The organism is Agrobacterium sp. MCAB5, assembly GCF_052114365.1.
GTDB classification, from domain to species: domain Bacteria; phylum Pseudomonadota; class Alphaproteobacteria; order Rhizobiales; family Rhizobiaceae; genus Agrobacterium; species Agrobacterium tumefaciens.
The window spans coordinates 120658-144924 of record NZ_JBFREP010000015.1 but is presented as its reverse complement, the minus strand read 5'-3'; the positions used below and the strand labels follow the sequence as shown (position 1 = coordinate 144924).

Genomic DNA, 24267 nt, shown 5'->3' with positions numbered 1-24267 from the left:
GCCCGCTCGGCGCCGGGGGGATTAAACTTTTTTCAATGAGAAAGCGGCACTATCGCAAGGCTCGGACAACGAGGTCCCGAGCTTATCCCGCGTGTGTTCCTCATCCTTCGAGCCACGTTCCGGGGTGAGGGCGATAGGCGGGGTACTGAATGTCAGGATTTTGCGCGTGAAGGCTGTATTCGGACGAATGCGGTTTTCGCGCAAACTCGTTATGATCGGAGGCGGGATCCTGCTTTTGGCGGGTGCGACCGGTTCTGCTGCCGTGTTTATCGGCAGCGAGCGGCTGCTCGGGTCCACCTATGCCTCCGCGAACGGGCTTTCCTGTGACGCAGTCCAGACAGTCAACATCCGCAAGAACGGTTCCCTGTGGGTCCGCAAATTCATTCGTACTGACGGCGGCAACGGCACGGACCGGTTGAAAACGGCGCTGCGTGTCGCCAGGGCAGTTTACGACAAACAGAAGCCCGATCTGGTCCAGGTTTCCGTGCTGGATAAAAACGGCCCGCAATTGCGCTCGGAAATGCGCGGCCGCGCCATCGCGGCCCAGGTGGTCTTCATTGCCGACCCGGCGAAAATTCCCGAAGGCGCCGATGCCCAGCGTTATTCCGCCTTTTATTACGATGGTGCATCAAACGGCAGCGGCCAGTTTTACGGGCTGCGCATCGATCTGCCGCTGGAAGATGCCGAAGCAATGGCCGCAAGCCTGAACGATGCCGCCGACTGCGCAACCCCCGCTTCGGACGCCGCACCCGAAGGGCATGGCGGAAAAGCCGCAAAAGGCGCGGGCGGACACGGCGAAACCAAGGGCGAAGGCGGCGGCGGCCACGACGCTGCGCCGGCGCAAACGCATGAGGGCGGACCCGGTGCGGAAGCCCACGGCGAACCCGTAGCCGACGAAGAACTTCTGACCTCGACCCCGGAAGCCGATGGCGGCAGTATCTTCAGCATCAGCTATCTGAAATCACTGATCTTCGGAAAAGGCACTACGACCGCGCAGGCCGCAGAGGAAAAGCTTGCTGAAGGCGAGGTTGCGCCTGCGGAAGAGCCGGGCGTGGCAAAGGCGAAGGCGGGGCATTAGGAGCGTTTGAGCTCTTGCTGACACCTCGGAATTAAAACCATCTGAAAAATTGATACGGCTGTGCCGACGTTTTTAAAATATCGTCGCAGCGCCTTCTTTCGTGATGCCGGACCTGATCCGGCATCCAGCCTTTGCGCGTCTGCGCCATGAGACGATCTAGCAGGAAATTTTGCCACAGGGACCACAATGGTCGGTAAAGGTCGAGCGCATGGGGGCAAGGGCGGCCATGCGGCCGCCTTCGCTTGATTGTCCTTAGTCCGCCTTGTTGCGGCGKGCCGGGAAGAGGATGACGTCGCGGATCGAGGGGGCGTTGGTCAGGAGCATGATCAGGCGATCAACACCGATGCCGAGGCCGCCGGCGGGTGGCATGCCCTGATCGATGGCGTCGAGGAATTCGTCGTCCAGCTGCTTGTCCTTTTCACCGCGGGCATGGGCCTGCTCAAGCTGCTCCACCATGCGGCGGCGCTGCTCTTCGGGATCGTTGAGTTCGGAGAAGGCATTGCCCACTTCCCAGGCGTTGCAATAGCTCTCAAAACGCTCAACGAGGCGCGGTTCGCCCGGCACTTCCTTGGCGAAGGGCGAGATATCCTTCGGGAAATGCGTGACGTGGCTCGGCTGGATAAGCGTACCTTCGACCTTCTCTTCGAAGATGAAGGCAAGGCATTCGCCCCAGGTCCAGTCCTTCTCGACGGCGAAACCGGCAGCCTTGGCGGCGGCGCGGGCTTCCTCGTCAGTCTTGATCGCAAGGAAGTCAATGCCGGTCGCTTCCTTCACCGCATCAGGCATGGGCACGCGCTTGAACGGACCCTTGAAGGAAATTGTCTGGCCCTGGAATTCCACCTCGGTTGTGCCGTGCAGGGCAATCGCCAGCGTCTCGAACAGCCGTTCCACCAGACCCATGATGTCTTCGTAGTCGGCATAGGCCCAATAGCACTCCATCATGGTGAATTCAGGATTGTGCCTTGTGGAGACGCCTTCGTTGCGGAAGTTGCGGTTGATTTCGAACACCTTGTCGGAAAGGCCTGATACCAGCGTGCGCTTCAGGAACAGTTCCGGCGCGATGCGCAGATACATGTCCATCTTCAGCGTGTTGTGGAAGGTCTTGAACGGATCGGCCGTCGCACCGCCATAAACTGTCTGCAGCATCGGCGTTTCCACTTCGAGGAAGCCTTCGGCCTCCATGAAACGGCGAATGCCGGACAGAATCTTCGAGCGCTGCAAAAAGCGCAGCTTGGAGTCCTCGTTGGCGAGAATATCGAGATGGCGCTTGCGGTAACGCAGCTCAATATCGGAGACACCGTGCCATTTTTCCGGCATCGGCAGCAGCGACTTGGTGAGCATGGTGATTTCTTCGGCGTTGATCGTCAGCTCGCCGCGCTTGGTGCGGCGCACCTTGCCGGTTACGCCGATGATGTCGCCAATGTCGATCATCGGCAGAAGATTGCGCGCTGTTTCCGGCGTCGTATCTTTGTGAGAGAAGATCTGCACCTTGCCCGAGGCGTCATGGATATCCATGAACATGCCGGAATTGCGCGACGAATAAACGCGGCCCGCCACCGTTACCGTGTCGCCGGTTTCCGTGTCCGGTTCGATATCGGCATATTTTTCCGCCAGCTCCGCATTGGTCAGCGTGCGATGGAAATGCGCCGGATAGACATCGCCGATCTGCTCGCGCAGCAGCGCAAGTTTCTGGCGGCGCACTTCGGTGGCGTCGGAGGAGAGGGCGGTGGTTTCGGTTGTCTTGTCGTTCATTGTTCAATCCTGTTGCGGCGTTGCCGCGGCGACAATTGCCTCCCGTATCCCTCATTCCTGTGCTTGTCACAGGAATCCAGTGCGCCCAAGTCCTTGGCGCGGGAGACCTCAATTCATTCTTTCACGGCGCCGACGCGCCGTGGCTGGATTCCTGTGACAAGCGCAGGAATGAGGGGTGGATTTAAAACCCGCCCCGGCAGGCATCAAGCACCGCTGCCAACCATCGTGGCCACAACGGCAATAGCGACCTTCAGGCGCTGGCGCACCACGGAGCGGCCGAGCAGCGCCATCGAGTCAAACAGCGGCAGCGAGCGCGAGGAGCCGGAGACGGCGACGAAGAGCGGCGGCGTGACGACGCGCAGTTTCTTGCCCGTGCGTTCGGCAATGTCGCGCAGCTCGGCCTCGATGGCTTCAACGTTCCAATCAGGCATTTTTTCCAGATCGGTGGCAACCGTGGTGAGGATTTCGTGGATTTCCTCGGGCTTGCTTTTGAGACCGGCAAAGGAGGCGGGCGTCAGGCCAACGTCGCTCGAAAGCAGGAAGCCGGCAAGGTTTGGCAATTCGCCGAGCTTGGAAATGCGGCTCTGGGCAAGCTTCAGGCCTTCGGTCAGGCGGGAATTTTCCATCGCCCATTCCAGCGTGCGGGCAATGAAGTCCTCAGGCGTGAGCTTTTCGCGCAGCCAGCGGCCGTTCAGCCAGTCCAGCTTCTGGATATCGAATATGGCGCCGGCCTTGGAAAGTGCTTCCGGATCGAACTTCGCGGCCAGCTCTTCCATGGTCAGCAGCTCTTCGCCTTCGGCGATTTGGATGAAGAACAGGCCGAGGAAGTTCATCAGCGCTTCCGGCAGGTAGCCGAGCGCGGAATAATAGGAGATCGACGTCGGGTTCTTGCGCTTGGAAAGCTTCGACTTGTCGGCGTTGCGCATCAGCGAAAGATGCATGAACGTCGGCTGGTCCCAGCCGAAATAACGGTAAAGCAGGATGTGCTTGGGCACTGAAGCCAGCCACTCTTCGCCGCGCGCCACATGGGTGATCTTCATCAGATGGTCGTCGATGACGTTTGCCATGTGATAGGTCGGCATGCCGTCGGCCTTGATCAGCACCTGCATGTCAACCGAATCCCAGGGGATCGAGACATCGCCGTAAACGCCGTCATGGAAATCGCACGAACCTTCGGTCGGGATTTTCATGCGCACGACGTTGGCTTCGCCGGCGGCGACGCGGGTGGTCACTTCTTCAGCCTTCAGGTGGAGGCAGAGACCGTCATATTTTGGCGGCTTGCCAGCGGCGCGCTGCGCTTCGCGCATCTGCTCAAGCCGCTCGGGCGTGCAGAAACAACGGAAGGCATGGCCTTTTTCCAGCAATTCTTCGGCATAGGGCCAGTACATCGGCTTGCGCTCGGACTGGCGGTAGGGACCGTAGGGGCCACCGACGTCAGGGCCTTCCGACCAGGTGAGGCCGGTCCAGCGCAGCGCCTCCAGAACCTTCTGCTCATATTCCAGCGTCGAGCGGGTGGCGTCGGTATCCTCGATGCGCAGGATGAACTCACCGCCGTGTTTCTTGGCGAAGAGATAGTTGAACAGCGCGATGTAAGCGGTGCCGACATGCGGCTCGCCGGTGGGGGAAGGTGCGATGCGGACGCGAACGCCGGAAGTGGTCATGAAATTCACTCGTCGTGACGGGGTGGTGACATCGGGGCGGCTTCACCCTTCTATCACGAAGTTTTCGTTTGAATGCGGCGGGAAAGGGTGCGGAAAGGCGTGTTGAACGCACTTTTGCATATTTCCGTTCGGCATCGGCTTAGGCCATATTATGCCGCAGGCGTCAAGGAAATATGGCGCTTGCGCTGTCTTCGCCCGGACGTAAACCGCCCCTAATTCACCGGCCAGACATAAAGCAGCATCGGAATGCTGGCAATGACGATCATGATCGACAGCGGCAGTCCAAGGCGCGGATAATCGCTGAAACGATAACCGCCCGGACCCATGACCAGCGTGTTGCACTGGTGGCCGATGGGCGTGAGGAAATCGCAGCCGGCGCCAATCGCCACCGCCATCAGAAAGGCCTCCGGCCGAAAGCCGAGCGTGGTGGCGAAACCGGCGGCGATGGGTGCCATGACCAGCACGGTTGCAGCATTGTTGAGGAAGGGCGTTACCGCCATGGCAGTCAACAGGATCATGCCGAGTGCTGCGAAGGGCGGCAGTCCTTGTGCGGCATGGCCGAGCCAGGCGGCGATCAGCTCGCTGGCGCCGCTGGTGCGCAGACTGTCGCTGACGGGAATGAGGGCGGCGAGCATGACGAGGATCGGCCCGTCGATCGATTTATAGACTTCGGTCAGCGGTATCGCGCCGACGACGATCATCAGGAAGGCGGCGGCGAAAAAGGCGACGGATACCGGCACCAGCCCGCTGCCGGCGGCAATCATGGCCGCGGCAAGCACGATGACGGGCAAAAGCGCGCGGCGCTGCACCCCAAGCAGGATCTCCCGCTGCGCCAGGGGCAGCAGCGAAAATTCCTGCAATACCTGTGGCAGGTTCTTGCGGCTGCCCTGCAAGAGAATGACGTCGCCCGCCTGCAAGGTCAGGTCGGAGAGCCGCTGGTTGACGCGCTGGCCGCGACGGCTCACTGCAATCAGATTGACGCCGCGGGTGTAGGATAGCGCCAGTTCGCGCGCGGAAATCCCGTTGAGAACGGATTCGTTGCTGATAACCGCTTCCATGGAAATAAGGTCAGCGGTCTTCTGGCCGTTCTCGGTGAGCGGCTTGCCTGACAGCAGCAGCTTGGCCTGCGAGACGATGCGGTCGAGGCCCTCCGGGTTGCCTTCGAGAAGAATGGTGTCGCCCGGCTTCAGATTGACATCGGGGAAGGGGGAGATACGCCGGGGTCCGCGCAGGATCGTGCTGGCGATTACGTCGCCATCCGCCTGTTTCAACAGCTCCCGCAGCGGCTTGTCGGCGTAGGTGCTGTCGGCGGGAAGCGTCGCCTCGGCGGTATAGGCCGACTGGTCCAGAATATCCTCCATCGATGCCTGCTGGCGGTTGCGCACCGGCAGCAGGCGGTAACCGAAGGTCAGGAAGATGATGCCGATCACGGTCAGCCCGGCACCGACCGGGGTGAAATCGAACATCGAGAAGCTCTGCCCGGTCATTTCCTCACGCAGCCTGGAAACGACGATGTTGGGCGAGGTGCCGATCTGCGTCATGAGCCCGCCCAGAAGGGCAGCGAAGGCCATGGGCATCAGATAATAGGAAACAGGGCTGCCGGATTTGCGGGCGAACTGGAAAGCAACCGGCATCATGATGGCAAGCGCACCGATGTTCTTGATGAAGGCCGACATGATGGCGACGACGATCATCAGAAAGGCCAGTTGCAGGGTTTTGGAGTGCATCTCCGGGAAATATTTCTTGATCGTCATATCGACGACCCCTGAACGCGCCACGGCCGAACTGACGATCAGCGCGCTGCCGACGATGATGACGATATCGTCCGAGAAACCGGAGAACGCCTTGTCGAAAGGCACGACCCCAACCGCCACCGCCACCAGCAACGCGCTGCACGCGACCACATCATAGCGGAACCTGTCCCATATGAACGCGACCATCATGCCGGCGATCACGGTAAAGGCGAGGATCTGGTCGGTCGTCATGCTTGCTTATGCTTTCGAAGGAGAGACGGCGGGACGGACTCTTCCGGTAGGGATGTCGAAGAACGCGAGGCGGGGCATGCGGTTCCGACTGGCCGGCGCGTTCCACACGTTCGCGTCATACCGGCCTTGAGCCGGTATCAGCCGCCGCGCGTCGGCGCGGCGGAAAGTGTCCCTTCAGCCCAAGGGCTTGGGCTGAAGGGATGCCGGATCAAGTCCGGCATGACGGTCAGGGTAATCAGTGCGGTTTGGCCGCCTGTGCTTTCTTGCGCTGTCTGGCGTTACGCGCCAGCATGTTGAGCAGTTCCACCAGCGCCGAAAACGCCATGGCGGCATAGACGTAGCCCTTGGGAACATGGAAGCCCATGCCTTCGGCGATCAGGGTCGTGCCGATCATCATCAGGAAGGCGAGTGCCAGCATGACGATGGTGGGGTTGCGCTCGATGAAGTTGGCGAGCGGCGTTGCGGCGAGCAGCATCACGGCAACGGCAAAGATCACGGCCACGATCATGATCGGCAGATGCGGTGTCATGCCAACGGCGGTGATGATGCTGTCCACAGAGAACACGAGGTCGAGCAGCAGGATCTGGCCGATGGCGGCGCCGAAATTCATCGCAACCGGGCCGCCCACCATGTCTTCCTTGTGATCTTCAGGATCGACATTGTGGTGGATTTCCTTGGTGGCCTTCCACATCAGGAAGAGACCGCCGGCGATGAGGATCATGTCCTTCCACGAGAAGGCGTGGCCGAAGATTTCGAAGACCGGCGTGGTGAGCTGCACGATCCAGGCCACAGTGCCGAGAAGGCCGAGACGCATGATCAAGGCAAGCCCGATGCCGATCTTGCGGGCTTTTTCGCGCTGTTCAGGCGGAAGCTTGTTGGTGAGGATCGAGATGAAGATCAGGTTGTCGATGCCAAGCACGACCTCCATGACGATCAGGGTGACCAGCGCCACCCAGGCAGCGGGGTCGGACAGAAGAGGGAGAACGGACTCCATCAGGGAATTTTTCCTTTCAGCAACAAGGCCACCCGAAACATTCGGTTCGTGGAATTTATAGCGCAATACGCGAGAAACAAGGAGACCGCGCCTGTGATAGGCAAGATTTCATCGAAATTTCGCGCAAACCGCGTATCAGGCCCCGTGCCGTTGCCGGTCCGGTCGCCCGTTGCTGAATGTTTTCAGGCCTTGTCAGTTCCGTATGCCGCCATGAACACCATGATGGCGCTGTCGATCACTCGGTCCAGCTCCTCTTCGGGAACCGGGCCTTCGAGTTCTCCGAACAGGCGCAGCTTGAAGAAAGTGCCCGTGGAAAGCTCGATATATTGCCGGGCGGCAAGTTCGACGTCATCGACCTTGAGATGGCCGAGCGAGACCTGATGCTCGATGAAATCCTGAAGAACGGTGCGCACGTTGTTGGGTGCTGCGATGAAGAAACGCTGCGCCAGCTTCGGCATGCGGTCGATGACGCCGATCACCGAGCGCATGGCCGGTATCATTTCGGAGCAGATCATCTTGTTGGCGAAGGCCTTGCCGAACTGTTTCAGGCCGTCGCGCACCTCTTCGGTGCCGGCCAGAATGTTGCGCATGGAGGTCGCGAATTCCTGGCGGTGATGATCGACAAGGGCGGCGAACAGGTCTTCCTTGTTGGAGAAATAGACATAGATCGTTCCCTTGGAAACGCCGGCTTCCCGCGTGATGTCGTTCATGCTGGCGGCATCGAAGCCCTTGCGCTTGAACACGCGCCAGGCGCCGGCAACAATCTGCTCACGCTTGGCCGGGTCTTCGCCCGCAGCAAAACGCCCGGCGGGGTTTCCCGGACAGCCCGTTTCGGTTTCCGTCTCCATATCCATGTCTTCACCTGCCATCGTTACCGGTTCCTAGCACTGCAATGGCGTAAAAAAATTAACCGAACGTCGAACCAATCAGTTCGATTACACTTGATATGTGTCAGGAAAGGGATTATGTCAATCGAACCGAACGGTTCAGTTCGAAAAACTTTCTTCAATTTATCACGGTACAATCTCATGTCGGCCCAGAAGAATAGCGCGGTTCGCGCCGTCAACGATGCGGAAGAGGCGGACGTTTCCGCCAAGGCTGAGACCTCTCCGGCAAAGCCGGTGGAGGCCCCGCCGCAACAGCCGCCACAGACAATTGCCGCACCGAAGAAGAAGAAGCGTTCGCCGCTTCTGCCGATCTTTGCGATCGCCCTTCTCGCCGGCGCCGGCTGGTACGGTTATAACTGGTGGATCGACGGTCGCTTCATGGTTTCGACGGATGACGCCTACATTCAGGGTGATATCGCGGTCATCGCGCCCAAGGTTTCGGGTTACATCGCCAAGGTGAACGTTGTCGAAAACCAGGAAGTCAAGGCGGGTGATCCGCTGGTTACTCTGGATGACGGCGACTATCGCATCGCGCTTGAACAGGCCGACGCGCAGATCCGCACCGAGGAACTGTCGCTGAAGCGCATCGATGCGCAGATCATCGGCGGCGAGGCAGCGCAGGAACAGGCCGTTGCCCAGAAGGGCGCTCTGGATGCGGCCCTTCGCGGTGCGGAAATCACCCAGAAGCGCGCCACCGAATTGCAGGCGAAGGATGTCGGCACCGTTGCCGCTTCCGACAGCGCGCAGGTCGCGCTCGATCAGGCCAGGGCGAATGTCGTGGCCGGCGAGGCGGCGATCTCGTCCGCGAAAGCCAATGTCGAGCTTCTTCGCGCCCAGCGCGAGGAAGCCGAAAGCACCATCCGTTCGCTGCAACTTTCCAAGGACAAGGCGGCCCGCGATCTGGCCTTCACCGTGTTGAAAGCGCCTTATGACGGCGTTATCGGCAATCTGGCGGTGCAGACGGGCGATCTCGTTTCGGTCGGCAAGCGCCTTGCTTCGCTGGTGCCGTTGAACGAGCTTTATATCGACGCCAATTTCAAGGAAACGCAGCTGGCCCGCGTGGTGCCCGGTTCGAAGGTCCGCGTCCATGTGGATGCTTTCGACGACGAGACCATTGAGGGCACGGTCCAGTCGATATCGCCCGGTTCCGGTTCGGTCTTCTCGATGCTGCCGCCGGAAAACGCCACGGGTAACTTCACCAAGGTCATCCAGCGCGTACCGGTGCGTATCGTCTTCTCCAAGGAAGATCTCGCCAAGCACAATCTGCGTGCGGGCCTGAGCGTCGTCGTCGATGTGGATACCCGCACGGCGCCGGAAAACACGAAAACGGCGCACGTTAACCCATAGGCCAACCAGGGCGTCGTTGAGGGCAAGATCATGGCGGCTACGGTTGTCGGCACAGGCGGGGTATCTGTTCCCGTCGATCCACCCATGGACAAGCGCAGGCTCATCGCGTTCTTCGCGATGGTCTTCGGCATGTTCATGTCCATTCTCGATATTCAGATCGTCTCCGCCTCGCTTGCGGAAATCCAGGCAGGTCTCGGGGCGGGCTCCGACGAGATCGCCTGGGTGCAGACATCCTATCTGATCGCAGAAGTCATCATGATCCCTCTGTCGGGCACGCTGGCGCGCATCCTGTCCACGCGCGTACTGTTTGCCACCTGCGCCGCCGGCTTCACCCTGTCGAGCGCGCTCTGCGCCACCGCGACCAATATCGACCAGATGATCGTCTACCGGGCGATCCAGGGCTTTATCGGCGGCGGCATGATCCCGTCGGTCTTTGCGGCCGCCTTCACCATTTTCCCGCCCTCCAAGCGTTCGGTCGTCTCGCCGATCATCGGTCTCGTCGCCACGCTTGCGCCCACCATCGGTCCCACGGTCGGCGGTTATCTTTCCAATGCCTTCTCCTGGCACTGGCTGTTCCTAGTCAACATCATTCCCGGCATCATCGTCACCATCCTGACATGGAGCCTGATCGATTTCGACAAGCCTGAAACCTCGCTCTGGAAGAAGTTCGACTGGTGGGGGCTGATCTCCATGGCCGTCTTCCTCGGCTCTCTGGAATACGTGCTGGAAGAGGGCAACAACAAGGACTGGTTCAACGACGAGCATATCGTCATCGGTTCGGTGGCCATGGTCATCGGTGCGGTGGTGTTCTTCTGGCGTGCCTTCAAGGTGGACTTCCCCGTTGTKGACATCCGCGCCTTTGCGGACCGAAATTTCTCCATCGGCTCGCTGTTTTCCTTCGTGATGGGCATAGGGCTTTACGGGCTGACCTATCTCTACCCGCTCTATCTCGGTCGCGTGCGCGGTTACGATGCGCTGATGATCGGCGAGACCATGTTCGTTTCCGGTCTTGCCATGTTCTTCACCGCGCCGATTGCCGGCAAGGTGTCCACCAAGCTCGATCCGCGCATCATGATGGCCATCGGCTTCATCAGCTTCGGTTGCGGCACGTGGATCATGACGCATGTGACCACCGACTGGGATTTCTACGAGCTGCTGATTCCGCAGGTCCTGCGCGGTTTCGGACTGATGATGTGCATGGTGCCGATCAACAACATCGCGCTCGGCACGCTTCCGCCCGCGCGCATCCGCAATGCCTCGGGCCTGTTCAACCTCACCCGCAACCTCGGCGGCGCGGTTGGCCTTGCCGTCATCAACACCCTGCTGTCGCAACGCACCGACGATCATTATGTGCGGCTGGCGGAACATGTCAGCTATTCCAATCCACAGGCGCTGGAGTGGCTGAACAATGTCGGCGCGAACTATGATTCCTACGGGCTGGACGGTGCTTCCGTCGCGATCAAGAAGCTGGTCGGCATGGTCTCGCAGCAGGCGTGGATACTCGCCTTTGCGGATGTGTTCTTCGCGCTGACGCTGCTGTTCGGCAGCCTGATCTTCATGACCGTGCTGATCCAGAAACCCAAGGCAGCGCCGCCACCAGACGCGGCGCACTGAACAAAATCCCCTCCCATCCACCGCAGAGCTGGGGCCGTCGGAAATGACGGCCCCTTTTTTGTGTGCTTCGCGATACTTTTCCGTCATGCCGGTCTTGAGCCGGTATCCAGTAAGCCCAAGTCCTTGATCCAAGGCTAAAATGACGAAAGTTGTTGGTCAGCCCTGATAATCTGCAGCCTGTTGATTTTATTGACGTGTCTAAATCCTTGGGAAAAGCCCAGGGATGACGCCGGGCAAAGGCGCGCACCCGTAGTTCAAAGGTAGAAATAAAGTGAAATCATCGTCTTGCTGAAAATGTGAGGTACGTACATCATTTTTCGGTTTACGACGGCGGCAAAGCTGGATATTCAAATGGCACGGGAGGAAACATGAAGCCGACAGTTCACGATATCGCCGAGCGGGCGGGTGTCAGCCTTGCCACCATCGACCGGGTGCTGAACATGCGCCCCGGCGTTCACGCCGCTACTCGAGCGCGGGTAGAGGCGGCGATTGCCGAGCTTGGTTATGTGCGCGATATCGCTGCCGCCAATTTGGCCAAGGGTCGCAATTATTCGCTGGTCTTCATCCTTCCCGGCAACGACAATTCCTTCATGGCGACGCTGCGAGCCGAAGTTCGTGCCGCAGCCGCCCGCGCCCATCTGGAGCGCACGGCGATCCGCGTTATCGAGGTGCCGCCTTTCAATGCCGCGGCGCTGACGGAGGCGCTGGAAGTCGCGCGGCGGGAAAAGCCGTCGGGCGTCGCCTTCGTCGCCACCGATTCTGAGGATGTTGCCGAAGCCGCGGACCGGCTGGCTGAAGATGGTATCGCCACCGTCACGCTGGTTTCCGATCTCTCCGGTTCGCGCCGCGACCATTATGCCGGCGTCGACAACGTTGCGGCCGGGCGCACGGCGGCTAGCCTCATGGGGCGCTTCCTGTCCGGGCGCGGCGGCGATATTGCGGTCGTTGCCGGCTCCATGCTGGTGCGCGACCATCGCGAACGCCTAGACGGCTTCCGCTCCGTCATCGAAAGCGAATTTCCGGACTTGCGACTATTGCCGGTCCTCGAAGGTCGGGACGATCCCGTCACCGTCGAGGCGCTGGTCGCCAAGGCGCTTGCGAGCGACGCGCTGTCCGGCATCTACAGTCTCGGCGCCGGTAATCGCGGCCTCATCCGGGCGCTCAGGGCGTCATCGGGCGAAAGGTCGCCATCCGTCATCGCCCATGAGCTCACCGAAAACACGGCCAATGCGCTGCGGGAAGGCGTGCTCGATGCCGTGCTCAATCAGGATGCAGGTCATGAGGTGCGCAGCGCCATTCGCGTGTTGAAAGCGCGCGCGGATGGTCTCGCTGTCATCGCCGCGCAGGAGCGTATCCGTATCGACATATTCCTCAGGGACAATCTGCCCTGAGGAGAGCATTTCCAGGAAAAGTGGCCGCCGGTTTTCCGTCCGGAAATGCGGTGACCCTTAAAACCGCTGAAGTGGCGCAAGGAGCGCCGGAATGGAGAATTACATGTATCTCGGTCTCGATCTTGGAACATCCGGTGTCAAAGCCCTGCTGATGGACGGCGATCAGAAGATCGTCGGCTCGGCCAACGGCTCGCTGGAGGTCTCGCGTCCGCATCACGGCTGGTCGGAACAGGACCCGGCGGACTGGATTGCCGCCACGAAAACCGCAGTCGAAGGTCTGAAGCAGAAGTTTGCGAAGGAACTCGCTGCCGTGAAAGGTATTGGCCTTTCCGGCCAGATGCATGGCGCGACGCTGATAGACGCGAGCGGCAATGTGCTGCGGCCGTGCATTCTGTGGAACGACACGCGCTCCTATGCCGAGGCTGCCGAACTCGATGCCGATCCGCGCTTCCGCAAGATCACCGGCAACATCGTATTCCCAGGCTTTACCGCACCGAAACTGGCTTGGGTGGCGAAGAACGAACCTGAAATCTTCGCGAAGGTGGCCAAGGTACTGCTGCCGAAGGATTACCTGCGACTGTGGCTGACCGGTGAATATATCTCGGAAATGTCGGATTCCGCCGGCACATCGTGGCTGGATACCGGTGCGCGCAAATGGTCTGCCGATCTTCTGGCGGCGACCGGCCTTGAAGAAAAACACATGCCGTCGCTGGTTGAAGGCACCGAGGAGGCAGGTGTGCTGCGTGCCGAGCTCGCCTCGCAATGGGGCATTGCGGGCAAGGCCGTTGTGGCCGGCGGTGCGGGTGACAATGCCGCTTCCGCCTGCGGCATGGGCACGGTGAAAGAGGGCCACGCGTTCGTTTCGCTCGGCACTTCTGGCGTGTTGTTTGCCGCCAACGCCTCCTATCTGCCGAAGCCGGAAAGCGCCGTACACGCGTTCTGCCACGCGCTTCCCAACACATGGCACCAGATGGGCGTCATCCTGTCCGCTACCGATGCACTCAACTGGTATTCGCRCCTCACCGGCAAGTCCGCAGCCGAACTGACGGGTGAACTGGGCGACGAGCTTCTGGCGCCGAGCGGCGTCACTTTCGCACCCTATCTTTCCGGCGAGCGCACGCCGCATAACGATGCCGCCATTCGCGGCTCTTTCATTGGCCTTTCGCATGAAAGTGACCGCAGGGCGCTGACGCAGGCCGTGCTGGAAGGCGTGACTTTCGCCATCCGTGACAATCTCGAAGCGCTGAAGTCGGCCGGCACCTCCATTTCCCGCGTCACCGCCATCGGCGGCGGTTCGCGCTCGGCCTATTGGCTGGCCTCGATCGCGACTTCGCTCGGTGTGCCCGTGGATATTCCGGCCGAGGGCGATTTCGGCGCCGCTTTCGGCGCCGCCCGACTCGGTCTCATCGCTGCAACAGGTGCAGATCCGGTTGCAGTCTGCACGCAGCCGGAAACGGCGCGGACGATCGAGCCGGTGGTGGCGCTTGGCGATGCTTATGAGGAGGCTTACCAGCGGTATCACGCGCTTTATCCCGCCATTCGGTCGCTTTCGCATTGAGGTTTTGCGTGCGCCGTTCACCCCTCTCTGCCCTGCCGTGCATCTCCCCCACAATGGGGGAGATCGACAAGCGGCTAGGTCACGTCCTCCTGTGAGGTCGCGATCGAAGCGGTTGAGCGCAACTTGCTGATCTCCCTCCTGTGGGGGAGATGTCCGGCAGGACAGAGGGGGGTAAGCGGCCCGCGCAGACCTCGAATTTTTGAACACTACCTAAACCCACCCCAGAGGAGGAACCATCCAATGAGCACAGGCTTCTTCGGCGATATCGCCAAGATCAAATATGAAGGCCCCGACAGCACCAACCCGCTCGCCTTCCGCCACTACAACCCCGACGAGATCGTTGCCGGAAAGCGTATGGAAGATCACCTGCGCTTTGCCGTGGCTTACTGGCACACCTTCACCTGGCCGGGCGGCGACCCATTCGGTGGGCAGACGTTCCAGCGTCCGTGGTTTGAAGACACCATGCAGGCCGCCAAGCTGAAGGCCGATGTCGCCTTTGAATTCTTCTCGCTGCTCGGTTCGCCGTTCTATTGCTTCCACGACGCCGATGTGCGCCCGGAAGGGAGGAACTTTGCCGAAAACACCAGGAACCTCAACGAGATCGTCGACTACTTCGCGCAGAAGCAGGCTGATACCGGCGTAAAGCTTCTGTGGGGCACGGCGAACCTGTTCTCCAACCGCCGCTTCATGTCGGGTGCCGCGACCAATCCGGACCCGGATGTCTTCGCATTCTCGGCTGCGACGGTGAAGACCTGCATGGATGCCACCAAGAAGCTCGGCGGCGCCAATTACGTGCTATGGGGCGGTCGTGAAGGTTACGAAACGCTGCTCAACACCGATCTTTCGCGCGAGCTGGACCAGCTCGGCCGCTTCCTCAATCTGGTTGTGGAATACAAATACAAGATCGGTTTCGAAGGCACGATCCTGATCGAGCCAAAGCCGCAGGAGCCGACCAAGCACCAGTACGACTACGACGTCGCAACCGTTTATGCGTTCCTGCAGAAGAACGGTCTCGAAAAGGAAGTGAAGGTCAATATCGAGCAGGGTCACGCCATCCTCGCCGGCCATTCCTTCGAACACGAACTGGCCATGGCCAATGCCTTCGGCATTTTCGGCTCGATCGACATGAACCGCAACGATTACCAGTCTGGCTGGGATACCGACCAGTTCCCCAACAACGTACCTGAAATGGCGCTAGCCTATTACCACGTGCTGGCCGGCGGCGGCTTCACCAATGGCGGCACCAACTTCGATTCCAAGCTGCGTCGCCAGTCGCTTGATCCGCAGGACCTGCTGATCGGCCATATCGGTGGCATGGATTGCTGCGCCCGCGGTCTGAAGGCGGCGGCGAAGATGATCGAGGACGGCGCGCTGTCGAAGCCGCTTTCGGAGCGTTACGCGAAGTGGGACGCACCTGAAGCCCAGAAGATGTTGCGCGGCGAGCTGAAGCTCGAAGAAATCGCAGCGCTGGTCGAGCGCCAGGATATCAACCCCGAGCCGAAGTCCGGTCGTCAGGAATATCTGGAGAACGTCGTCAATCGTTACGTTTGACGGGCTGGTACGTTCACAAACAAAGGACGGGGGAGCATCCCCCGTCTAGAGGCTGGTTAAAGCCGCAAAACCTCTCCTCCGTCATCCTCGCGACATTCCCGAGGATGACGTCGTATCTGTGGTGTACGGCCCCCGTGCGGTCTCCGGGCCTGATGCTGCAGATAACATTCCATAAAGTGAGACTAAGAAGGTTGCGATAGCCGAATTAGGGGGCATGCTCGCCGTCTGCTGCCAAAGGCGAGAACAWTTCCGCGCCACCCCTCCTTTCTTTCCAGTCACTTACCGCAAAACCTTTCCCCGCATGTCCCCACCCGTCCGTTTTGCAGCATCATTCCCCTGCAACCGGAACGGAAGGGCGATACGCGCGGCGCCTTTCGCGGACCGGCTGCCGGCATCGACAAGCGTGGTTCTGGCAAACCGCGTTCCGGAAAGGCGTCCCGCAATTGCCAGCAGCGGGAAGGGCCGATCCGGTAGGTGTCGTGAAAAGTCTGTCACCGATSGACCGGCATTCCGGTCAAACAAGGCGCGGCCCGGCAGATGCAAGACTTTCCACCACACTCAACTCCCATCCGCATTTGCCGGGCTGYCGTTTCTCCCGCCGCCGGGMAACCGTTGCGGCGACTTTCGTGTACCTAAAGCGCTTTGGATATCTTAACCGCGCTGCTGAAACGTTGCAGATTTTGCGTGCCTGCGGCTGTACCTCATTGCTGACTTGGTCTAAACCGCTCTCCATCTTTTGACGCTCGATGGATGACGAAAGGGCCTATCCGATGACCGATCACAAAGCGCTTGCAGCCCGTTTCCCCGGCGATTTCCTGTTCGGCGTKGCGACCGCCTCCTTCCAGATCGAGGGTGCCACCAAGGTTGACGGCCGCAAGCCATCCATCTGGGATGCCTTCTGCAACATGCCGGGACATGTCTTCGGGCGCCACAATGGCGACGTTGCCTGCGATCACTATAATCGCTGGGAGGATGATCTCGATCTCATMAAGGAAATGGGTGTCGAGGCCTATCGTTTCTCCATTGCCTGGCCGCGCATCATTCCCGATGGATTCGGCCCGATCAACGAGAAGGGGCTGGATTTCTACGACCGCCTCGTCGATGGCTGCAAGGCGCGCGGCATCAAGACCTATGCGACGCTTTACCATTGGGACCTGCCGCTGACACTGATGGGCGACGGCGGCTGGGCCTCGCGTTCCACCGCCCATGCCTTCCAGCGTTACGCCAAGACCGTCATGGCACGGCTGGGCGACCGGCTGGATGCGGTGGCGACCTTCAATGAGCCCTGGTGTGCGGTCTGGCTCAGCCATCTCTATGGCATTCATGCGCCGGGCGAGCGCAACATGGAAGCAGCCCTTGCGGCCATGCACCACATCAACCTTGCCCATGGTTTCGGCGTCGAGGCGTCCCGCCATGTTGCGCCCAAGGTGCCGGTCGGACTGGTGCTGAACGCCCATTCCGTCATCCCGGCCTCCAATAGCGACGCCGACCTGAAGGCAGCTGAACGGGCATTCCAGTTCCACAACGGCGCGTTTTTCGATCCGGTCTTCAAGGGCGAATATCCGGCCGAAATGATGGAGGCCCTGGGCAGCCGCATGCCGGTGGTGGAGGCGGAAGACCTGTCCATCATCAGCCAGAAGCTCGACTGGTGGGGCCTGAATTATTATACACCGATGCGCGTTGCCGACGACGCCACCGAAGGTGCGGAATTCCCTGCCACCAAACCAGCCCCGGCCGTCAGCGATGTCAAAACCGATATCGGCTGGGAAGTCTATGCGCCGGCGCTGCATTCCCTGGTGGAGACGCTCTACGAGCGCTACGAGCTGCCCGATTGCTACATCACCGAAAATGGCGCCTGCTACAATATGGGCGTCGAAAACGGCGAGGTGGATGATCAACCCCGTCTTGACTATTACGCCGAACATCTTGGTATCGTTGCTGATCTGGTGAAGGACGGTTACCCCATGCGGGGTTACTTCGCCTGGAGCCTGATGGACAATTTCGAATGGGCGGAAGGGTACCGCATGCGCTTTGGCCTTGTGCACGTGGATTACGAAACGCAGGTTCGTACGTTGAAGAACAGCGGCAAATGGTACAGCGCGCTGGCATCGGGTTTTCCGAAGGGGAACCACGGTGTGATGAAGGGGTGAGGCTTTCTCCCTCATTCCTGTGACAAGCACAGGGATGAGGGTGGAAAGGCTGGCTCGTGTGTGAACTTTACCTGCCGTATTCCTCACCAGGAAAGCACACGATCGCTCTCCCCAATAAAGTTCTTCCACCTTACTATCAGTTTTCCAAACTTTTTTGCCAGTTACCCGGCGGTGCCTGCTTGCGCCTGCCATCCTGTCTCCTATGTCAGGCAGGCTACGCAGACGTAGCGCCTGCTGCTGCCTCATCCGGAGCGGTGCGGGCTGGTCCTCCCAGGGAAAACGAACATGCTTATCGAAAAACTCAACTGGCGTTATGCCACCAAGAAAATGGATCCTTCCAAGACTGTTGCGGAAGACAAGGTCGAGCGCATCGTCGAAGCCGCCCGGCTGGCGCCGACTTCCAGCGGGTTGCAGCCGTTCGAAGTCATCGTCGTTTCCGATCCGGAAGTTCGCGCAAAGATCCGCGAGATCGCCTGGAACCAGGCGCAGGTGACTGAAGGCTCGCATCTTCTGGTGTTTGCGGCGTGGGATAACTACACGCAAGAGCGGATCAACCATATGTTCGATCTGGTCAACGAAGAGCGTGGCGTCAAGAACGAGGGCTGGGAAGCGTATCGTCAGAAGCTTCTCTCCTCCTATCCGCAGCGTGATGAGCAGGTGAATTTCGAACACGCAGCCCGTCAGGCCTATATTGGTTTCGGCATGGCGGTGGCGCAGGCTGCTTTCGAGGGTGTGGATTCCACACCGATGGAAGGTTTCGATCCGGCCAAGCTGGATGAAATCCTCGGCCTGCGTGAAAAGGGCCTGCGCTCCGTCACCATCCTGCCGCTCGGATACCGCGAGCCGGAAGGCGACTGGCTGGTGAACCTGAAGAAGGTCCGCCGCCCGCTTGAGGAATTCGTCAGCCGCGTCTGATTTCCACGCACTCGCGAAGTCTTGACTGCCGCAGGGCCGCACAGACGGCTTTGCGGTAGATTTTTTCTCTGATTTCAGATAATTGAAAAATCATCCCTGTTAAAAGATGGCGCCTGCGGGCAAGTATGCGCCATCGAATTGCCGATCCCCGGCATTTCTGAGTGAAAGCCTGACGAAATGACCCGGAAAATCAGCTGTCATCGAATGTGCCGGAAGGCTGCATGAAGAGAGCGGTTCAGCACCGCAACAGGATTTTTTGAGACCCGATCCGTCAAGAGTTTTCGCAGAGTTCCCAATGAGTTTTTCATCCAACGCGACATCGCTCGCGCGCGCACCGCAGACTGCCAAGGACGCGATGGTAACGTTTGAAGGCGTGACCAAGACCTTTGGCGGCAGCGATGGCAAGCCGGGCTTCGCAGCCCTCGCCGGCATTGACTATGTCGTGCCGAAGGGTTCCATCACCGGCATAATCGGCCGCTCTGGTGCCGGCAAATCCACCCTCATCCGCCTCGCCAACGGCCTTGAAAAACCGTCGTCCGGCCGGGTGGTCGTCGACAGCGTCGATGTTGCCGCCCTTGATGAGAAGAGTCTGAGGACCCTTCGCCGTTCCGTCGGCATGATCTTCCAGCACTTCAAYCTTCTGTCGTCGCGCACCGCTTTCGACAATGTGGCGCTGCCGCTAGAAATTGCCGGTCTCGGTAAAAAAGAGATCGAAACGCGGGTAACGCCGCTGCTCGAACTCGTCGGCCTTTCCGACAAGGCGAAGCGTTATCCGGCGGAACTGTCGGGTGGGCAGAAGCAGCGTGTCGGCATCGCCCGAGCGCTTGCGACGCAACCCAAGCTGCTGTTGTCGGACGAGGCGACGTCCGCGCTCGATCCGGAGACGACCCAGTCCATCCTTGAACTCCTGAAGCGCATCAATGCCGAACTTGGGCTGACAGTGCTGCTCATCACCCACGAGATGGAGGTGGTGAAGACCATCGCCTCGCAGGTCGCCGTCATCGACAGGGGCCTGATCGTGGAGGAGGGGCGCACCTTCGATATTTTCACCGCGCCGAAACACGAGACGACCCGCAGCCTGCTGTCGTCCTCGGTCGGGGTTAAGCTGCCGCACTGGGTTACATCAGGGTTGAAGCCGGAAGCCGAGGAGGGTGACCGCGTTCTCGTGCGGCTGGTGTTCTTCGGCGAAACGGCATTCCAGCCGCTGACCGCGCGTCTTGTTGCGGAAATCGGTCCTGACGTGAACATCCTTGCCGGCACCATCGAGGAAATTTCCGGCGAACCATTCGGCTCGCTGGTTGTGTCCTATCCGGCCACGGCGGAAACCACCGCCCGCGCCGGCCGCTTTTATACTGAGACCGGTCTTCACACGGAGGTGCTCGGTTATGTCGCCTGATATGCTTTTCAACCTTCTGTCGAAGGGTCTTCTGCAGACGCTGCACATGGTCGCGGTCGCCGGCATCGTCGGCTCCATCATCGGCGTGCCGATGGGCGTTTTCCTTGCCACCAGCGGCAAAGGCGAACTCTTCCCCGCGCCGATGACGAACCGCATCCTCGGCCTTGTCGTCAATGCGGCGCGCTCCACGCCCTTCATCATTCTGGTGGTGGCGATCATTCCCTTCACGCGGCTGGTCGCTGGCACTTCCATCGGCACCAGTGCGGCCATCGTGCCGCTGACGGTTGCCACCGTGCCTTTCATCGCGCGGCTGGTGGAAGCGGCGATCCGCGAAGTCGACAAGGGCCTGATCGAAGCGGCCCGCGCCATGGGCGCAACACCGTTGCAGATCGTCACCAAGGTCCTGCTTGCGGAAGCAAAGCCGGGCATCACGCTGGCGCTTACCCTCACGCTCGTCAGCCTCATCGGTTATTCGGCCATGGTCGGTGCTGTCGGCGGCGGCGGGCTGGGTGATCTCGGCATTCGCTACGGCTACCAGCGCTTCATGCCTGACGTGATGCTGGTCGTGGTGCTGGTGCTGATCGTGCTCGTGCAACTCGTGCAGAGCGCCGGCGACCGGCTTGCCCGCAGCTTCGACAAGCGCACCCGCAAGAACTGATAAAACCGTTCAAGAACAACAAACCCAAGAACAACAAACCCAAGGAGACATCCATGAAGAAAATCATCCTCGCGGCTTCGCTCGCCGCTCTCTTTACCGCCGGTCAGGCGCTGGCCGAAACCATCAAGATTGGTGTTACACCTGCCGAGCACGCGCAGATCATGGAACAGGTCAAGAAGATCGCCGCCGCCAAGGGACTGGACATCGATATCGTCGAGTTCTCCGACTACGTCGTGCCGAACCAGGCACTGGCAGACGGTGAGCTTCAGGCCAACTCCTTCCAGCACCAGCCTTACCTCGACAACCAGATCGCTGACCGCAAGTTCGATCTCGTCAGCGTCGGCACCACCATCACCACCCCGATGGGCGTTTATWCGAAGAAGGTGAAGAGCCTTGACGAGCTGAAGGACGGCGCGACGGTCGGTATTCCGAACGACCCGACCAATGGCGGCCGTGCGCTTCTCGTTCTCGCTTCCAAGGGTGTGCTCAAGGTCAAGGAAGAAGCCGGTCTGAAGGTAACGCCTGCCGACATCACCGAAAACCCGAAGAACATCCAGATCGTCGAACTTGACGCTGCGCAGTTGCCGCGCTCGCTGGATGACACCGACGCGTCGGTCATCAACACCAATTATGCCACGGCAGCAGGCCTGAACCCCAAGAAGGACGCCATCGCCATCGAAAGCGAAAAGTCCCCTTACGCAAACGTCATCGCCGTTCGTGCGCAGGACAAGGACAAGCCGTGGGTGAAGACGCTGGTGGAATCCTACCACAGCCCGGAAGTGAAGGCCTTCATTCTGGAGAAGTTCAACGGCACGGTCATTCCATCCTGGTAATCAGGCCTGACACGATTGAAGTTGCAGCCTCTCCCGTTCGCGGGGGAGGTTTTTTGTTTGCGGGGCGAACGCATCCGCGGTTTTTATGAAAATCCCCCACCATTGTGGGGAGAATTTTTCTCTTTTTCACCCCTACTGTCGTTTTATACCCGTTGTTTTTTGTGGCGTCGCCACAATCCAACTTAACGGCTTTTGAATGTTTCCTTCGCAAGATGATGCTTTCGAAGGGGATTTTATGCGGATTGCGCCGCGAAACATTGGGGAATATTTGCCGGTCGGGCGTAGAACCGCCGTCGGCGTCGTATTGTCCACATTTGCGCTGGTGCTTCTCATTGTCACCGCGCTGGTCTTGTCTGCTCTGAGCCAGGTCAGGGAAAGGGCGAACTCGCTCGACAATGCCCGCTCGCGCGAGACAACGGCGGGCGCCCTTGTCACCTTCCGCGACCAGCTTGGCGCGACGCTGAACGACTACGCCGCCTGGGACGATGCYGCCGACTATGTCTACGCCCCCGACAGGTTCGACTGGGTGGCGAGCAATTATGGCGAGATGACGGTCAACAGCGATCTTTTCGATACCGCCGTCGTCCTCGACGAAGACGGCAAGGTCCGCATGGCCTACCAGAACGGCAAGCCGGTTGCCTGGAAGCCCCATGACTATTTCGCAGAAGGCCTCAAGGAGATGATCGAACGGGTGCGCTCCATGCGTCCCGGCATCGCGTCGCAGGTCACCGGTTTCGTGAAAACCCGCGACGGCGTCGCGGCTACGGGGGTCGCGCTGGTGCGGCTCAAATCCGGGGTCTTGCCTCCGGTTGGATCCGAGCGGCGATATCTGATTTTCGCCCGTCATCTCAAACAGGCGACGGTAGACAAGCTGGCCCGCAATTACGTCATCGATGGTCTGCAACTGCAATATGGCGACGGACCGGCGACCAACCATGTGGATGTCGTCAATCCGCTTGGTGATGTGCTGGCGCGGCTCGTCTGGCGCTCCCAGCTGCCGGGGGACGTGAGCTTCCATGAGGCCCGGCCGGTCGTCTTCACGGCACTCGGCATTGCCGGAACGTTCTTTCTCGTACTTCTCATCATCGGTTCGGCGACGCTCGACCGGCTGAAGGCCGACGAGGCGGCGGCGAGGGAAGAGGCGCTGCGCGATCGTCTGAGCGGGCTCAGCAACCGCGCCGGGCTGTTTTCCAAGCTGAACCGCATGGTGGGCAAGGCCCGCCACGACAAGACCGATATCAAGCTGCTTTACCTCGATCTTGATGGTTTCAAGGAGATCAACGATTCCTACGGTCACGCTGCCGGCGATCGGCTGATCAAGGGCGTTGCGGCGGCGCTCAGGGTGCTTGTGCCGGAAGATGCCGTGCTCGCSCGGCTCGGCGGCGACGAATTCGCCATCGCCATTCAGGGCAACGACGTGTGGTCGGAAGGCCGCAAGCTCTGCCAGGCGCTGCTCGAACTGTTCACCGAGCCGTTCAGCATCGGCGAGCGGGTGGCGAGCATCGGTTGCAGCATCGGCACTTCCGTCTCCAGAGCCGGTGATATCAACGGTGAGGAACTGCTGCGCCGCGCCGACATGGCCATGTATCAGGCCAAGGAAAACGGGCGTGGGCGTTATGTCGCCTACGAGCTGAAAATGGATGCGCTGCGCGAGGAAAAGCTGCAGCTTGAGGCCGATCTGCGTTATGCCATCCTGAATGACGAGATATCGGTGGTCTACCAGCCGGTCGTCAATGCCGCCACGCGCAGTATCACCGGGGTGGAGGCGCTTGCCCGCTGGCAAAGGCCGGGATACGGCTTCGTGCCCCCGGATATCTTCATCGCCGCTGCCGAAACCAGTGGCCTTATCGAGCGGCTCGGCCTGCTGGTGCTGCGCAAGGCCTGCGAGACGGCAGGTCAATGGCCCTCCATCAAGCTCTCGGTGAATATTTCACCCGTTCAGTTCCGCAATCCGGCCTTTTCCGGCAACGTGGCGGATATTCTCGCTGCCACGCAGACGCCAACCGCAAGGCTGCGGCTGGAAATGACCGAGGGCTATTTCATCCAGAATCCGGAGCGGGCAAGTGCGGCAATCGACAAGCTGAAACAGCTTGGCCTGCATATAGCGCTCGACGATTTCGGAGCCGGTTTCGCCAGCGTCGGATATCTGCGCCGCTTCGGTTTCGACCGCATGAAGATCGACCGGTCGCTGGTCATGGCCCTGGAACAGGGCGGGCGGTCGCTGGAAATGTTGCAGGCAACCGTGGCGCTTGCGAAATCTCTCGATATTCCGGTCACGGCGGAGGGCGTCGAGACAGAAGAACAGGCGGCTATCCTGCATCTGTGTGGCTGTGACGAATTGCAGGGCTACCTGTTCTCAAAACCCGTCGCCGCTGAAGAGATTACCGCCATGCTGGAGGAGCAGACGGCGCCGCTGTTTGCGCTTCGGGCAGGGGCAAAAGGGTGATCCACACTCCGTCACTCCGGACCTCATCCGGGGCCCAGAGCGATCAAGTCG

The 24267-nt window shown here is 60.1% G+C and carries 17 protein-coding genes; 12 read left to right on the top strand and 5 right to left on the bottom strand.

Translation table 11 applies throughout. From position 1 onward, the window contains the following. Window positions 1–187 precede the first annotated feature (187 nt). Complete coding sequence (locus tag AB4Z23_RS24965) at window positions 188–1078, top strand: hypothetical protein (RefSeq protein ID WP_162632993.1); 891 nt, start codon at window positions 188–190, stop codon at window positions 1076–1078. A 252-nt stretch (window positions 1079–1330) separates the two neighbouring features. Here the strand turns inward: AB4Z23_RS24965 and lysS are convergent, their stop codons facing one another. The 5 genes from lysS to AB4Z23_RS24940 form a co-directional block, all read right to left on the bottom strand. Next, the gene (gene lysS / locus AB4Z23_RS24960) at window positions 1331–2830 is read right to left on the bottom strand and encodes a lysine--tRNA ligase (protein ID WP_013762320.1); all 1500 of its coding nucleotides are present in this window, start codon (window positions 2828–2830) and stop codon (window positions 1331–1333) included. Between the two features lie 203 nt (window positions 2831–3033). Continuing rightward, window positions 3034–4491: a glutamate--tRNA ligase gene (gene gltX, locus AB4Z23_RS24955; protein WP_013762321.1), complete on the bottom strand. Its 1458-nt coding sequence runs from the start codon at window positions 4489–4491 to the stop codon at window positions 3034–3036. A gap of 212 nt (window positions 4492–4703) precedes the next feature. Continuing rightward, window positions 4704–6476 (bottom strand): SLC13 family permease, encoded by a 1773-nt coding sequence (locus tag AB4Z23_RS24950; RefSeq protein ID WP_025595053.1) that lies wholly within the window; start codon window positions 6474–6476, stop codon window positions 4704–4706. 235 nt (window positions 6477–6711) lie between these two features. Next, window positions 6712–7470, bottom strand: coding sequence for a TerC family protein (locus AB4Z23_RS24945; protein WP_003516210.1), 759 nt, complete (start codon window positions 7468–7470; stop codon window positions 6712–6714). A gap of 182 nt (window positions 7471–7652) precedes the next feature. Then, window positions 7653–8339 carry a TetR/AcrR family transcriptional regulator gene (locus AB4Z23_RS24940; protein ID WP_003516212.1) on the bottom strand — a complete coding sequence of 229 codons (687 nt, stop codon included), beginning with the start codon at window positions 8337–8339 and terminating at the stop codon, window positions 7653–7655. A 159-nt stretch (window positions 8340–8498) separates the two neighbouring features. Here AB4Z23_RS24940 and AB4Z23_RS24935 point away from each other — a divergent pair, with 159 nt between their 5' ends. The 11 genes from AB4Z23_RS24935 (at window position 8499) to AB4Z23_RS24885 (ending at window position 24216) form a co-directional block, all read left to right on the top strand. Next, window positions 8499–9704 (top strand): HlyD family secretion protein, encoded by a 1206-nt coding sequence (locus tag AB4Z23_RS24935; protein WP_019566960.1) that lies wholly within the window; start codon window positions 8499–8501, stop codon window positions 9702–9704. Window positions 9705–9734: 30 nt separating this feature from the next. Next, window positions 9735–11318, top strand: coding sequence for a DHA2 family efflux MFS transporter permease subunit (locus AB4Z23_RS24930; protein ID WP_013762324.1), 1584 nt, complete (start codon window positions 9735–9737; stop codon window positions 11316–11318). Window positions 11319–11686: 368 nt separating this feature from the next. Continuing rightward, on the top strand, window positions 11687–12709 hold the full coding sequence (locus tag AB4Z23_RS24925) for a LacI family DNA-binding transcriptional regulator (RefSeq protein ID WP_025595052.1): 1023 nt from the start codon (window positions 11687–11689) through the stop codon (window positions 12707–12709). A 103-nt stretch (window positions 12710–12812) separates the two neighbouring features. After that, window positions 12813–14267, top strand: a complete 1455-nt coding sequence (gene xylB / locus AB4Z23_RS24920; protein WP_441360932.1) for a xylulokinase — start codon at window positions 12813–12815, stop codon at window positions 14265–14267. A gap of 240 nt (window positions 14268–14507) precedes the next feature. Next, the gene (gene xylA, locus AB4Z23_RS24915; RefSeq protein ID WP_003516221.1) at window positions 14508–15818 is read left to right on the top strand and encodes a xylose isomerase; all 1311 of its coding nucleotides are present in this window, start codon (window positions 14508–14510) and stop codon (window positions 15816–15818) included. 770 nt (window positions 15819–16588) lie between these two features. Further along, window positions 16589–17968 carry a GH1 family beta-glucosidase gene (locus tag AB4Z23_RS24910; protein ID WP_025595048.1) on the top strand — a complete coding sequence of 460 codons (1380 nt, stop codon included), beginning with the start codon at window positions 16589–16591 and terminating at the stop codon, window positions 17966–17968. A gap of 285 nt (window positions 17969–18253) precedes the next feature. Then, window positions 18254–18883: an NAD(P)H-dependent oxidoreductase gene (locus AB4Z23_RS24905; RefSeq protein WP_025595047.1), complete on the top strand. Its 630-nt coding sequence runs from the start codon at window positions 18254–18256 to the stop codon at window positions 18881–18883. A gap of 295 nt (window positions 18884–19178) precedes the next feature. Beyond that, entirely contained in the window at window positions 19179–20279 is a 1101-nt protein-coding gene (locus AB4Z23_RS24900; RefSeq protein WP_025595046.1) for a methionine ABC transporter ATP-binding protein, read from the top strand. Continuing rightward, a complete protein-coding gene (locus AB4Z23_RS24895) occupies window positions 20269–20937 on the top strand; it encodes a methionine ABC transporter permease (RefSeq protein ID WP_003516230.1) in 669 nt (222 codons plus the stop codon). Before AB4Z23_RS24900 ends, AB4Z23_RS24895 begins: the two co-directional genes overlap by 11 nt. A 53-nt stretch (window positions 20938–20990) precedes the next feature. Next, window positions 20991–21770 (top strand): MetQ/NlpA family ABC transporter substrate-binding protein, encoded by a 780-nt coding sequence (locus AB4Z23_RS24890; RefSeq protein ID WP_441360925.1) that lies wholly within the window; start codon window positions 20991–20993, stop codon window positions 21768–21770. 196 nt (window positions 21771–21966) lie between these two features. Continuing rightward, complete coding sequence (locus AB4Z23_RS24885; RefSeq protein WP_003516234.1) at window positions 21967–24216, top strand: bifunctional diguanylate cyclase/phosphodiesterase; 2250 nt, start codon at window positions 21967–21969, stop codon at window positions 24214–24216. Window positions 24217–24267: the final 51 nt, after the last annotated feature.